The organism is Salmonella sp. HY31 (assembly GCF_042604575.1).
Classification (GTDB): Bacteria; Pseudomonadota; Gammaproteobacteria; order Enterobacterales; family Enterobacteriaceae; genus Salmonella; species Salmonella diarizonae.
Genome location: NZ_CP170479.1, coordinates 2,934,842 through 2,947,560 on the forward strand (window position 1 = coordinate 2,934,842; position 12,719 = coordinate 2,947,560).

12 protein-coding genes are annotated in these 12,719 nt (G+C 51.9%); 3 read left to right on the top strand and 9 right to left on the bottom strand.

Annotated features, from left to right (window positions below):
* Window positions 1–454: 454 nt before the first annotated feature.
* On the top strand, window positions 455–817 hold the full coding sequence (locus ACE15A_RS14005; RefSeq protein WP_053510701.1) for an anti-adapter protein IraM: 363 nt from the start codon (window positions 455–457) through the stop codon (window positions 815–817).
* A 408-nt stretch (window positions 818–1,225) separates the two neighbouring features.
* Here the strand turns inward: ACE15A_RS14005 and ACE15A_RS14010 are convergent, their stop codons facing one another.
* From ACE15A_RS14010 to hpaG, 9 genes are all read right to left on the bottom strand, one after another.
* Complete coding sequence (locus ACE15A_RS14010; protein ID WP_023248718.1) at window positions 1,226–2,164, bottom strand: MBL fold metallo-hydrolase; 939 nt, start codon at window positions 2,162–2,164, stop codon at window positions 1,226–1,228.
* Window positions 2,165–2,177: 13 nt separating this feature from the next.
* Window positions 2,178–3,074 carry a 4-hydroxyphenylacetate catabolism regulatory protein HpaA gene (hpaA, locus tag ACE15A_RS14015; protein ID WP_000336602.1) on the bottom strand — a complete coding sequence of 299 codons (897 nt, stop codon included), beginning with the start codon at window positions 3,072–3,074 and terminating at the stop codon, window positions 2,178–2,180.
* 9 nt (window positions 3,075–3,083) lie between these two features.
* Window positions 3,084–4,460 carry a 4-hydroxyphenylacetate permease gene (hpaX, locus tag ACE15A_RS14020; RefSeq protein ID WP_023248719.1) on the bottom strand — a complete coding sequence of 459 codons (1,377 nt, stop codon included), beginning with the start codon at window positions 4,458–4,460 and terminating at the stop codon, window positions 3,084–3,086.
* A gap of 72 nt (window positions 4,461–4,532) precedes the next feature.
* Window positions 4,533–5,327: a 4-hydroxy-2-oxoheptanedioate aldolase gene (hpaI, locus tag ACE15A_RS14025; protein ID WP_023248720.1), complete on the bottom strand. Its 795-nt coding sequence runs from the start codon at window positions 5,325–5,327 to the stop codon at window positions 4,533–4,535.
* 10 nt (window positions 5,328–5,337) lie between these two features.
* A complete protein-coding gene (gene hpaH / locus ACE15A_RS14030; protein WP_000884795.1) occupies window positions 5,338–6,141 on the bottom strand; it encodes a 2-oxo-hept-4-ene-1,7-dioate hydratase in 804 nt (267 codons plus the stop codon).
* Between the two features lie 77 nt (window positions 6,142–6,218).
* A complete protein-coding gene (locus tag ACE15A_RS14035) occupies window positions 6,219–6,599 on the bottom strand; it encodes a 5-carboxymethyl-2-hydroxymuconate Delta-isomerase (protein ID WP_023248721.1) in 381 nt (126 codons plus the stop codon).
* A gap of 9 nt (window positions 6,600–6,608) precedes the next feature.
* Window positions 6,609–7,460: a 3,4-dihydroxyphenylacetate 2,3-dioxygenase gene (gene hpaD / locus ACE15A_RS14040; protein WP_053510705.1), complete on the bottom strand. Its 852-nt coding sequence runs from the start codon at window positions 7,458–7,460 to the stop codon at window positions 6,609–6,611.
* Window position 7,461: 1 nt separating this feature from the next.
* Entirely contained in the window at window positions 7,462–8,928 is a 1,467-nt protein-coding gene (gene hpaE, locus ACE15A_RS14045) for a 5-carboxymethyl-2-hydroxymuconate semialdehyde dehydrogenase (RefSeq protein ID WP_053510707.1), read from the bottom strand.
* Complete coding sequence (gene hpaG, locus ACE15A_RS14050) at window positions 8,925–10,214, bottom strand: 4-hydroxyphenylacetate degradation bifunctional isomerase/decarboxylase (protein WP_053510709.1); 1,290 nt, start codon at window positions 10,212–10,214, stop codon at window positions 8,925–8,927. The genes hpaE and hpaG overlap by 4 nt, the downstream gene beginning before the upstream one ends.
* 274 nt (window positions 10,215–10,488) lie before the next feature.
* Between hpaG and hpaR the strand changes: the two genes are divergently transcribed.
* Entirely contained in the window at window positions 10,489–10,929 is a 441-nt protein-coding gene (hpaR, locus tag ACE15A_RS14055; RefSeq protein WP_023248725.1) for a homoprotocatechuate degradation operon regulator HpaR, read from the top strand.
* A gap of 218 nt (window positions 10,930–11,147) precedes the next feature.
* Window positions 11,148–12,710 carry a 4-hydroxyphenylacetate 3-monooxygenase, oxygenase component gene (hpaB, locus tag ACE15A_RS14060; protein ID WP_000801496.1) on the top strand — a complete coding sequence of 521 codons (1,563 nt, stop codon included), beginning with the start codon at window positions 11,148–11,150 and terminating at the stop codon, window positions 12,708–12,710.
* The last annotated feature ends 9 nt before the right edge of the window (window positions 12,711–12,719 follow it).

The following is a 12,719-nucleotide window of genomic DNA, read 5'->3' on the forward strand; positions in this document are numbered from 1 at the left end:
CAGCCGCAAGTTCACATGTTTTAGATGTTTTTGTTATTTTTACACGCCAGCATTCATTTATTGTCTGAAGAATATATTCTTTCGCTGTTTCGTACTCCCTGGTTGATACACATCTTCTTCCTGCCAATATCCGGTAAAATGTGCCGCTGCGTTTACAGGTTGCGGTATTTATAAATAAGAAAGACAACAGACACTTACAGTTTAATTATTGAGCATTATAACATCCCCTGCTGTCCAATATTTACACCGATACTAAAACACAAAAATGTAATAGAATGTAAACAAAATAAGAGCATACAATAAATAACTTATTAAAAAATCAATATAAATGGAGTGGTCAATAAAAAACGATCGTTTTCAACGAGTTATGTTTTTCAGATTTTCATCTATCCTGAATAGGCTTGCGAAAAATGTAATTTACACCATTGACTATTTCACTTAAAAGGTTTCTGTAATGGAATGGAAGGTCGTTGATACAGTTATAAGCCCCTCTACCGGAGTGTCATTCTCATGCATACATAGCCTAAAAAATCTTAGATTGACCTTATGGTATCAGGCAGATGTTTACATGCCTCCTGGTAGCATTATCATACCCTTTAATAAGGGGGTCTTAATAAACGATAAACTTTATCCCGTTACTGTTTACAACGTTACCAGGTTTAATCCTGTACTATGGAAATCGCTTAAAGAAAATAGCCACTGTCCTGGTACCTGCAATCCAAAACCAGAAAACTGCAATTATCCTTTCGAGTGTCTGGTGTCCGTTTGTCCATTTGGTTTAACCAGAAATATTCAAATAGATAATAAGAAAGTTTAGGAAATAAAGTATGCATAAGCTATGCTACTGATTAAGTGTATTCGCGCACGTTTGCAGTATTTTGCAGTTAAATATGTTTGATATAAAAATTGTCCAGTTCGGATATTTTTTGATTTGTTTAATCTAACCTTCACTTTGGCAACGATGAGCCGGTACACAGGATATTACTGATGGCCGGCAGACAAAGAAACGCATTGCTTTTAACACTGTATAAATTCCATCCGTGACATTCTTATTTAGTAATATTTCACCAGAGCAATTATCTTACCTTTATTCTGCATAAAAATCAGCAAGTAGTGTTTAGAAAAAATAATGTTTCAGACGAAAAGATCTACGCGTCATGCTGATCGCCAAAAACATAACGGACTGACATCATGTCAGCCCGTTGGTTTACCCCTCCCCTGATGTTTACGGTACGCTTAGCGTCATATTGTCATGACCGACAATGACAGGACCCGGGTAATTTTTCATGGCTTCCTGTTGCCAGACGTCATCCGCAACCGTCGCAGGCACCAGATGACTTAACACCAGTTTTTTCACGTGGGCCTCGCGAGCAATCTTACCTACGTCTTCAATCGTGGTGTGATGCGACGCAATCGCTTCAGCAAGCGTTTTTCCGTTGCCAATACTATTAGCCAGTTTTGCTACCGAAGGGACATGTACCGCCTCATGTACCAGGATATCCGCCCCCTGAGCGAATGTTGCAAGCGGCGGAAACCAGGACGTATCGCCAGAGAAGACGATTCGCTTACCCTGGGTATCAAAACGGTAAGCGAACGCTTCACCGTCCGGGAAAGGGGAATGAGGCACTTTCAGCGCGCTTATTGTGACCAGTTCATCTTTATAGATGACGCCCTGGCCAATATCTGTCGCCTTAACCAGGTTGCGCGGATCGGGTTTCCCCTCTTCTTCCATGCGTAGCGTGATATCCCTGTCAAAAACCTTCCAGCTAGCCTTTGTCATCGCCTGGGTTCCCGGCGGGCCATAAACCTGTATGGTATGGTCTTTCAGGCCACTTGCCCAGGCATTCATCAGCAAGGAAGGATAATCCAGTATGTGGTCGCTGTGCAGATGGGTGAGCAAAATAGTATTGATGCTGCGCAGTGGAATGCCATTTTTCACCAGTTGCAGACTGGCACCGTAGCCGGCATCTATCAGCCATATTTTATCGCCGATAGTGAGCGCCGTAGCTTGCGGTAGTCTGGCCGTATTGAGCAAAGAAGGTCCGCCTTTGGTGCCCAGTAAAACAATTTTGATCTCTTGAGGCGCAGGAGCCCCGACAGCAATAGCAAGGTGACTTTGCGCCAGCATACAAACCGCCAGCATAGCGACGCTATTTTTCATCATGTTTTTACTCTTCTTAGTTAAGGAAAGAGGGAACTTCACGTTGGCGAAACTGCGAGGGAGAACAGCCGGCAAGGCGATTAAAGAAACGGGCGAAATAAGCCGGATCTTTAAAACCTAATTGCCAGGCGATCTCGTTGACAGCATTGTCGGAAAAAAGTAGCAGTCGTTTCGCCTCGCGTAATTGCCGATCAAAAATCAGGCGCTTAGGAGGGCGATTAGCAAAGCGGCGGCAAATATCGGTCAGGCGAGATTCGGTAATATGCAGCTCGCAGGCATAATCGGGCACCGTCCAGTGCTGGTGGAAGTGGTTATCAATTAACAAGGTAAAGCGCTGAAAGAGTTTCAATTCACCGCGCATCCCGGTTGCGGCGTGATCGTCCAGCTTCGCATTGCGTAACAGCAGAGTAAATACCGCCTGCGCCAGTAGCACCAGTGTATGTTCGCAGCCAGCCAGTTGTTCCGTGGACTCCCGCTCAATTAGCTGCCAGTAATGTTTGAGCGCCGCCAGTTCGTTGGGTTTATCCGCCAGAGACAGACAGATTCCCGGCAGGCCGAAGGCCTCTCTGGTACCGGGATAAAGCACTTCCAGCAGCGGCCAAACCAGCTCTTCGCGTACCGTCAGAACATGACCATCGCTATCCGATTCGGTAATAAAAGCATGCGGCACCGAGGGCGGCGTTAGCACAAATAGCGGCGCCTGCACCGAATAGCGATGATCGTCGAGCTGTAGCTCAATCTGGCCGGTATCAAGAAAGTGCATTTGAAAAAACTGGTCGTGGCGATGCGCCTGCATATCACGACCAAAGAAATCCGCCATACGAGCAAACGACTGATAATGCACATCGTTACTGCCCATGCTTTCGTCATACTCTTTGCTGATATCAATATTGGCGATCGCACGTTGGCACATAGTTTCTCCTCAAGGGGTGGCGCGCGGACGCGATGCTTTCATGGGAATGAGCCAGATAATGGCAGCGCCGACGACTAACAGAGAAGCGACAAACCAGAGTCCGCTATTGAAGCTACCGGTGATATCTTTTAGCCAGCCAATCATAAATGGGCTGAGTGCGGAGCCAATATTGCCGGTGGCATTGATGACCGCAATGCCTATCGCCCTGGCGCGTAAACTGATCGACTGATCCGGCGTGGTCCAGAAGATCGCCATCGCGCTAAAGGAACCCGTGGATGCCATCACGATCCCCAGGAGCTGGATCAGGTTATGGTCGGTCGCCGACGCCAGCAGCCAGCCCGCGGCGGCAAACAGGAACGGCAGCGCAGTGTGATGTTTACGCTCTTGATGTTTGTCCGAATGGCGGCTCCAGTAAATCATACCCAGAATAGTACAAATCTGCGGGATCGCCGCCAGCAGGCCGATGGTGATATTGCTGCTGCCTTCATTAAAACTTTTCAGGATTTGCGGCGTCCAGATACTAATGGCGCTAAGCGTATTGGTAAGGCAAAAATAGGCCAGCGTATACATCAGTACAATTGGCGTGAATACTTCGCGCCACAGACTACGCTGCTGCATGGCGTCATGGCTGATGGAGCCTTCCGGCTGAACCAGCGTCAGGCGGTCATTATCCATCATCTCCTGCAAACATTTTTTATCCTCTTTCGTCAGCCATTTGGCTTTTGCCGGGGTATCATCCAGGTAAAACCAGACCATAATGCCTAACAAAACTGACGGAAATCCTTCCAACAGGAATAACCACTGCCATCCATGCAGATTGAATATACCGTCCAGCGATAAAATATAGCCGGAGACAATCGACCCCAACGCGGTAGTGGCCGGCATGGCAATCATAAATAACGCGTTGGCGCGGGCGCGGAAAAACGCCGGGAACCAGTAGGTTAAATAGAGCAATATTCCTGGCAAAAAGCCCGCTTCGGTAATGCCCACCAGCATTCGCAGCACATACAGGCTTTTCGGTCCCACCGCGAACATCGTGGCGGTAGATGCAATGCCCCATAGCACCATAATGGTCGCAATCCAGCGGCGCGCGCCGACGATGCTCAACATCACGTTGCTGGGAATGCCGAAAATGACGTAGGTGGCGTAAAACAACGTTGTGGCAAGGCCAAACATGGTGGCGCTTAACCCCAGATCCTGCCCCATCGTCAACCCGGCAAAACCGATGTTAATACGGTCTAAAAACGAGAAGATAAACAACACGAATAAAAATACGATCAGTCGGCGGAACAGTTTATTTATGACGGTTTGTTGACCCGTGCTGAGCGTTTTGTGCGAACTGACAGACTCAGGGCTTTCCGGAAGTGCAGATGATGTGTCGCTCATTTTTTTTCCTCTGATGGGAATTTTTGTAGGGTACTACGGGTTACCCGGTGGCGCTGCGCCATCCGGCCTGGCTTAATAGACGCCGGACGAACCGGACATGTTGTTTTTTTCTGTGCCAAAGCGCGCCGCCAGCGCCTGTGCGCCGCGTGCCAGCAGCGTGGTGTCAACGCCGACGGCGACAAATAGCGCCCCCAGCTCCAGATAACGTTTCGCCAGTTGTTCATTGGCCATTAGAATCCCCGGCGCTTTCCCCGCCGCGCGTATCTGCACGATGGCGTTCTCAATCGCCGCCTGCACTTCCGGGTGCTGCGGGTTTCCGGCAAAGCCCATATCGGCGCTAAGATCCGCCGGGCCAATAAACACGCCGTCAATACCATCCACATCGAGAATTGACGCCAGATTGCTCATCGCCTCACGCGTTTCAATCTGCACCAGTACGCACATGGCGTCGTTGGCCTGGTGGAGATAGTCCGGAATGCGATTCCAGCGCGATGCCCGCGCCAGCGCGCTACCCACGCCGCGAATACCGGCAGGCGGATAACGCGTAGCCGCCACGGCCTTTCGTGCTTCATCGGCATTCTGCACCATCGGTACCAGCAGAGTTTGCGCGCCGACGTCAAGCAGTTGCTTAATCTGTACCGGATCGTTCCACGACGGACGCACCACCGGCTGGCTGAGATAGGGCGCAATCGCCTGCAACTGGGTCAACACCGTCTGCACGTTGTTTGGCGCGTGTTCACCGTCAATCAGTAGCCAGTCGAAGCCGGCGCCCGCTAACAGTTCGGCGCTATAACTGTTGGCAAGCCCCAGCCACAAACCGATTTGCGGGCGTCCCGCTTTTAACGCGTCTTTGAAAGCATTTTTCATCGTTTTTTCCTTACACAAACCGGCAACTGATCGCACCCATGTTGCCGTAGTCGACATGGAAGGTGTCGCCCTTGCGCGCCGGCACCGGGCGGGTGAACGAGCCGCCGAGGATGATTTGCCCGGCTTCAAGCTGGACATCGTAGGGAGCAAGCTTGTTCGCCAGCCACGCCACGCCGTTGGCCGGATGATTCAGCACGCCTGCGGCGACGCCGGTCTCTTCGATCACGCCGTTGCGATAGAGCAGCGCGGAGATCCAGCGCAGATCCAGCTCGTCTGGCTTGATGGGACGACCTCCGAGGATCACCCCGGCGTTAGCGGCGTTGTCGGAAATAGTGTCGAACACTTTGCGTGGGCGCTGGGTTTCCGGGTCGATGTTGTGGCTACGAGCGTCAATCAATTCCAGCGCCGGAATCACATAATCCGTGGCGTTGTAGACGTCAAACAGCGTGCAGTGGGGGCCGCGCAGCGGTTTCGCCAGCACGAACGCTAGCTCCACTTCAATACGCGGGACGATAAAACGGTCGGTGGGGATATCGCCGCCGTCATGGAAGAACATATCGTCAAGCAGCGCGCCGTAATCCGGTTCGCTGATTTGCGAACTTGCCTGCATCGCTTTCGAGGTCAGGCCGATTTTGTGGCCTTTGAGCGTGCGCCCTTCAGCAATCTTGATATTGACCCATTCACGCTGTACGGCATAGGCATCTTCAATAGTAATGTTGGGATAATCCAGCGACACTGCGCGAATCTGTTCACGCTGTTTTTCAGCCTGATTAAGTCGCTGGGCGATCAGGGTATGGGTCTGTTTATCGAGCATAGTGTTTCCTGTGACATTGCATTACCGGATAGCGTTCGTCTATCCGGCCTACGGTTTTCGGCCGGGCAATTTGCACGCTATTTAAATAACGCGTGTACGTTGTTTTGTTTGTAATTGAGCGTCGGATGTAACTCGGCAATCTCAAATGACAGCGCCAGATAGCGGCTCTCCATCAGAGCGGCGAAGTGGGCTTTAATCAGCCCAAACAACATTTTGCCTACCTCCTGACGGCTTTCCAGGCTGCGCCCGGCACCGATTTTCAGCGTCATATGCACGAAGGCGTAATCATGCTTACCGTCAGCCATCTGCCAGGTGTCCAGCCAGTGGGCGCGGCTACGGATGCCGCCCATCGGGAAAATACCAGTGGCGGCCAGCGCCTCGTTCACTTTGCTGAACAGGCCGGGTAAATCAGCCTGCTCACGAATATTTTCAGTACATTCAGCAATAAAGTGCGGCATAAACACTCCTTACGCAGGCAGCGGGAAAACGGCGTTCACCTGGCCGGTACCGGAGCTGGCGAACAGATCGGTGATGAACTCCACCTTGCCGTCGTATTTGTCCCAGCCCAGCATTCCCAGCAGCATTACTGTGTCGTGCATGTTGCCTTCGCCGTAGCAGTAGTCGGCGTACTCCGGCAACATGGTACAAAATTCCTTAAATTTGCCCTCGCGCCACAGCTTGACCACGCGCTCGTCCATCTGATGATCGAACTCGCGGGTATAGCTGTTCATCCCCTCTTCTGCCCGTTGGTCGTCAATAAAACGGTGCGACAGAGAACCACTGGCGAATACCGCTACGGTACCGTCATATTTCTCAATCGCCTTGAGAATTGCTTCGCCCAGTCTGCGACTGTCGGCAAAGTCATGAACAGTACAGAACGCCGAGATGGAGACCACTTTGAAGTGCTTGTCGCTGTTCATGTAGCGCATCGGTACCAGCGTGCCATACTCCAGCTTCAGGCTCGGGATGTTGTGCGCTTTGGCGCGCACGCCCAGTTTGACCGCTTCGTCGGCGATAAGGTGGCCCAGCTCCGGGTTGCCGTCATAGTCGTAAGTCATATCGCGAATAAAATGCGGCAGTTCGTTGCTGGTATAGCCCCCCCGGAAATGGTCGGCACAGTTAATGTGGTAGGCGCTATTCACCAGCCAGTGGGTGTCGAATACGATAATGGTGTCGACGCCCATTTCGCGGCAACGCTTGCCAATCTCAATATGCCCATCAATGGCTGCCTGACGACAACCGTGATTTTTTCCCGGCAGTTCAGAAAGATACATTGACGGCACGTGGGTGATTTTTGCTGCTAACGCTAACTTGCCCATATCAGACTCCCCATTTTGGGATAGGATGGTCGCCCATTGAGATGCAGACGTTTTTCATTTCCGCAAACACTTCGAAGCTATATTCGCCGCCTTCGCGCCCGGTGCCGGAGGCTTTCACGCCGCCGAACGGCTGGCGCAGGTCGCGGACGTTCTGGGTGTTGACGAAGACCATGCCAGCTTCAATTCCACGCGCCAGGCGCAGCACTTTGCTAACGTCCTGGGTCCAGATATAAGAGGCCAGACCGTATTCCACGTCATTTGCCAGACGTAGCCCTTCCGCTTCGTCTTTGAATGGCAGCAGGCAGGCGACTGGCCCAAAGATCTCTTCCTGCGCTACGCGCATACGGTTGTCGACATCGGCCAGCACGGTTGGGCGCAGGAAGTTGCCGTCTTTCAGATGCGCAGGCAGGTCAGTGGGTTTTTCCGCGCCGCCCGCCAGCAGCGTTGCGCCCTCTTCAATGCCGAGGCGGATATAACCGGAGACTTTCTCCCAGTGCTGTTGGCTAATCAGCGCACCGACCTGGGTGTTCGGGTCGGTCGGATCGCCGACACGCAGGCGATTCGCGCGTTCGGCAAAGCGCTTCACGAACTCAGGGTAAATGCTCTGCTGGATAAAGATGCGCGACCCGGCGGTGCAGCGTTCGCCGTTGATCGAGAAAATAGTGAACAGCGCAGCGTCCAGCGCGCGCTCAATGTCGGCATCTTCAAAAATCAGCACCGGTGATTTGCCGCCCAGCTCCATCGAGTATTTTTTCAGGCCGGCATTTTTCATGATATTGCGCCCGGTGGCGGTACCGCCGGTAAACGACACCGCGCGCACATCATGGTGACGTACCAGCGCATCGCCCGCCGTCGCGCCGTAGCCCTGCACCACGTTGAGCACGCCTGCCGGAATTCCTGCCTCCAGCACCAGCTCGCCCAACCTGTCGGCAGTCAACGGCGACAGCTCGGACATTTTGAGCACCGCCGTGTTGCCCAGTGCCAGGCACGGCGCGACTTTCCAGGTAGCGGTCATAAACGGCACGTTCCACGGCGACACCAGTGCGCAGACGCCGACGGGCTGCACCAGCGTATAATTGAGCATTTTATCGTCAACCGGATAGGTCTTGCCGTTCATCTGCTGACACACTTCAGCAAAGAATTCGAAGTTATGCGAGGCGCGCGGGATCAGCACGTTTTTGGTCTGATGAATAGGCAGGCCGGTATCGGCGGTTTCCATCGCCGCGATTTCCGGTACATTCTGGTCAATCAGGTCGCCAAGGCGGCGCATCAGGCGCGCGCGCTCTTTCATCGGCAGATTAGCCCACTTCGGGAACGCCTCTTTTGCCGCCGCGACAGCCTGGTTCACTTCTGCTTCACCGCCGGAGGCCACTTCCGCCAGCACCTCGCCGGTCGCCGGGTTGGTAGTCTGGAAGTAGTCGTTGCCTGCAACGTTTTTGCCGTTAATCCAATGATTTATTTTCTTCATTTTGCACTCTCCTCACTGACGATTCGGTTAACCAGGCGCCCCACGCCTTCTACTTCAACGACAACTTCATCCCCCGGCACCACATCAGACAGTCCTTTCGGCGTGCCGGTGGCAATCATGTCGCCCGGTTGCAACGTCATAAATTCGCTCAGATAAGAAATCAGGAACGGGATGCTGAAGATCAGATCGGCGGTCGTCCCTTGCTGGCGCAGCTCGCCGTTGACAAAGGTGCGTAGCGTCAGGTTGTGCGGATCAGAAACCGCTTCTTTATCGACAATCCACGGGCCTATCGGCGTCAGGCCGTCGCGGCTTTTTACCCGTAGATTCGGACGGTAGTAGTTTTCCAGATAGTCGCGGATCGCGTAGTCGTTACAGACGGTGTAACCGGCCACATACTCCATTGCTTCGGCTTCGCTCACCTTACGCGCCGTTTTGCCAATCACCACGACCAGCTCGGCTTCGTAGTGCATGTATTCGACGTTATTCGGGCGCACCGATGTTTGGTTATGTTCGGTAAAGGTGTTTGGCGCTTTGATAAATACCAGCGGCTCTTTCGGCGGGGTAAATGCCAGCTCGCTGGCGTGGTCGGCGTAGTTCAGCCCCAGCGCAAATAACGTTCCCGTCGCTGACAGCGGCCACGTAAAAGTCTGATGGCGGGCGAATTCCTCTTCTGCAACAACCGGATTTTCCAGAGCAGGTAAACCTTTCGCCAGAATACGCACCCGATCGCCGGGACGTAGCGCAACGCGATTCTGCGGCGTACCAAGTAAGATCGCATCACCAGGGTTAAGCGTAGCGAACTCACTTAACGCGCTAAGCAGTTGTGCGGCGTTACGCTGCAAATCGGCAGTATTCCAGTGGTCAGCTTCTCGTCCGTTGATTTCAGTGATAATGGTGAGATTATCTACATCACTCAGCGGCGCCATTTCACCCAGCGGGCAAAAGCCATCGCGACATTTCGCTTTAATCGCCGGGCGATAAAAGCTCTCTTCCGGCAGGCTAACTTCGTTAGCCAGCGCATACCCGGCGATATAGTCCGCTGCCGCTTCAGGGCGTACCCGGCGGGCGGTTTTTCCCACGATAAGCGCCACTGTCGCGCCGCTCAGTACCTTTTCTCCCTGCGGATAAGGAATGGGATCACCGTGGCGAATCACTGTATTACGCGGCTTGATAAACCACACTGCGGTTTTAGGCGGCGCATTATAGGGAGGCTGAGAGAAAGCCTCTCGCCAGGCATCAAGCTGACTGCGATGGTTTAACGCAACGGCGAAAACTGTACCCTTCATACATAAACTCCTCAGGCCGACTTAACGGGCTGTAATTTCATTAATATATTAATGATTAGATTTATGCTTTCGCTGTACATTTAGCAAGCCGAAGTAAAGTATTTGTGATGTGATTAACAATATTTTCACAAAATTATTTTTAAAAACATAAATATCAAATAGTTAAATAAAACACCTTGTTTCTGATAGACTCTAATCACAAAACGGATGTCATAGTTAACATCGGTATATACGATTATTCAGGTATTAATAATTCTGCAAAAGAGAACCACTTATGCATGATTCATTAACCATCGCATTGCTTCAGGCGCGCGAAGCGGCAATGACCTATTTCCGCCCCATCGTTAAAAGCCACAATCTGACCGACCAGCAATGGCGCATTGTTCGAATACTGGCCGATAGCCCATCAATGGATTTTCACGATCTGGCCTTTCGTACCTGCATTTTGCGTCCAAGTCTGACCGGAATCTTGACGCGCATGGAGCGAGACGGACTGGTGTTACGACTCAAGCCGGTTAACGATCAGCGTAAGTTATATGTCATGTTGACGGAGCAGGGACAAACGTTGTACGCCCGTGCCCGGACGCAGGTAGAAGAGGCTTATCGAAAAATTGAGGCCGATTTCACGCCCGAAAAAACACAGCAATTGATGCTACTGCTGGAGGATCTTATTGCCCTGGGACGCCAGCTTCCTGATAGCGAAGAGGAAGCATAGCATTCTTACCTTCCCACGCCGCCGACGCGGGAATGCCCTCCCGCTTATAACATTGACGGCGATCGCATTTTACTCTTCTTCTTCGACGTTCATCTGAAAAGTACCCGCCGTTGTCCTGAAAGTCTCTTCACAGTTTACGCTTCTACCTATTCAATTAAACAACAAATAAGAAACATATTATTAACAAAAACATTCCGATTAACGAGGAAGAGGCCGCAATGAAACCTGAAGATTTTCGTACTGATAACAAGCGTCCGTTAACTGGCGAAGAGTATTTAAAAAGCCTGCAGGACGGGCGGGAAATTTATATTTACGGCGAACGTGTTAAAGATGTTACGACACACCCGGCATTCCGCAATGCCGCAGCCTCTGTTGCACAACTGTATGACGCATTACATAAACCGTCGATGCAAGATACCCTGTGCTGGAATACCGATACCGGCAGCGGCGGTTATACGCATAAATTTTTCCGCGTGGCGAAAAGCGCAGACGATCTGCGCCAACAGCGTGATGCTATCGCTGAATGGTCACGTCTGAGTTACGGCTGGATGGGACGCACACCGGATTATAAAGCCGCCTTTGGCTGCGCTCTGGGCGCTAACCCAGCCTTCTACGGCCAGTTTGAGCAGAACGCCCGCAACTGGTACACCCGTATTCAGGAGACCGGCCTGTACTTTAACCATGCTATCGTCAATCCGCCGATCGACCGCCATAAACCTGCCGACGAAGTGAAAGACGTTTATATCAAGCTGGAGAAAGAAACGGACGCGGGGATTATTGTCAGCGGAGCGAAAGTCGTCGCCACTAACTCCGCCCTGACTCACTACAACATGATTGGTTTCGGCTCAGCCCAGGTGATGGGCGAAAACCCGGATTTTGCCCTGATGTTTGTCGCGCCCATGGATGCCGAAGGCGTAAAACTTATTTCGCGCGCCTCGTATGAAATGGTCGCGGGTGCGACGGGCTCGCCGTTTGATTATCCTCTCTCCAGCCGTTTTGATGAAAACGATGCCATTCTGGTGATGGACAAAGTGCTGATCCCGTGGGAAAACGTGTTAATTTACCGTGACTTCGATCGTTGTCGTCGCTGGACGATGGAAGGCGGCTTTGCCCGTATGTATCCACTGCAAGCCTGTGTTCGTCTGGCGGTTAAACTTGATTTCATTACCGCTCTGCTGAAAAAATCGCTCGAATGTACGGGCACCGTAGAGTTCCGGGGCGTGCAGGCCGATCTCGGCGAAGTAGTGGCCTGGCGCAATATGTTCTGGGCATTGAGCGATTCTATGTGTTCTGAAGCAACCCCGTGGGTAAACGGCGCCTGGCTACCGGACCACGCCGCGCTGCAAACCTATCGTGTGATGGCCCCAATGGCCTATGCGAAAATTAAAAATATTATTGAACGTAACGTTACCAGCGGTCTGATTTACCTGCCTTCCAGCGCCCGCGATCTGAATAATCCGCAAATCGACCAGTACCTGGCGAAATATGTACGCGGCTCTAACGGGATGGATCATGTTGAACGCATCAAAATCCTTAAATTGATGTGGGATGCCATCGGCAGCGAGTTTGGCGGCCGTCACGAGCTCTATGAGATTAACTACTCGGGCAGCCAGGATGAAATTCGTCTGCAGTGTCTGCGTCAGGCCCAGAGCTCCGGCAATATGGATAAGATGATGGCGATGGTCGATCGCTGCCTCTCCGAATATGATCAGAACGGCTGGACGGTTTCGCATTTGCACAATAACGACGACATCAATCAACTGGATAAGCTGCTGAAATAACGCGGCAGG

Bases quoted from the DNA above. Each gene is read 5' to 3' on its own strand.
- ACE15A_RS14035 (WP_023248721.1), bottom strand. From the start codon at position 6,599: ATGCCGCACTTTATTGCTGAATGTACTGAAAATATTCGTGAGCAGGCT.
- ACE15A_RS14010 (WP_023248718.1), bottom strand. From the start codon at position 2,164: ATGATGAAAAATAGCGTCGCTATGCTGGCGGTTTGTATGCTGGCGCAA.
- hpaI (WP_023248720.1), bottom strand. From the start codon at position 5,327: ATGAAAAATGCTTTCAAAGACGCGTTAAAAGCGGGACGCCCGCAAATC.
- hpaB (WP_000801496.1), top strand. From the start codon at position 11,148: ATGAAACCTGAAGATTTTCGTACTGATAACAAGCGTCCGTTAACTGGC.
- hpaA (WP_000336602.1), bottom strand. From the start codon at position 3,074: ATGTGCCAACGTGCGATCGCCAATATTGATATCAGCAAAGAGTATGAC.
- hpaH (WP_000884795.1), bottom strand. From the start codon at position 6,141: ATGCTCGATAAACAGACCCATACCCTGATCGCCCAGCGACTTAATCAG.
- hpaD (WP_053510705.1), bottom strand. From the start codon at position 7,460: ATGGGCAAGTTAGCGTTAGCAGCAAAAATCACCCACGTGCCGTCAATG.
- hpaR (WP_023248725.1), top strand. From the start codon at position 10,489: ATGCATGATTCATTAACCATCGCATTGCTTCAGGCGCGCGAAGCGGCA.
- ACE15A_RS14005 (WP_053510701.1), top strand. From the start codon at position 455: ATGGAATGGAAGGTCGTTGATACAGTTATAAGCCCCTCTACCGGAGTG.
- hpaX (WP_023248719.1), bottom strand. From the start codon at position 4,460: ATGAGCGACACATCATCTGCACTTCCGGAAAGCCCTGAGTCTGTCAGT.
- hpaG (WP_053510709.1), bottom strand. From the start codon at position 10,214: ATGAAGGGTACAGTTTTCGCCGTTGCGTTAAACCATCGCAGTCAGCTT.
- hpaE (WP_053510707.1), bottom strand. From the start codon at position 8,928: ATGAAGAAAATAAATCATTGGATTAACGGCAAAAACGTTGCAGGCAAC.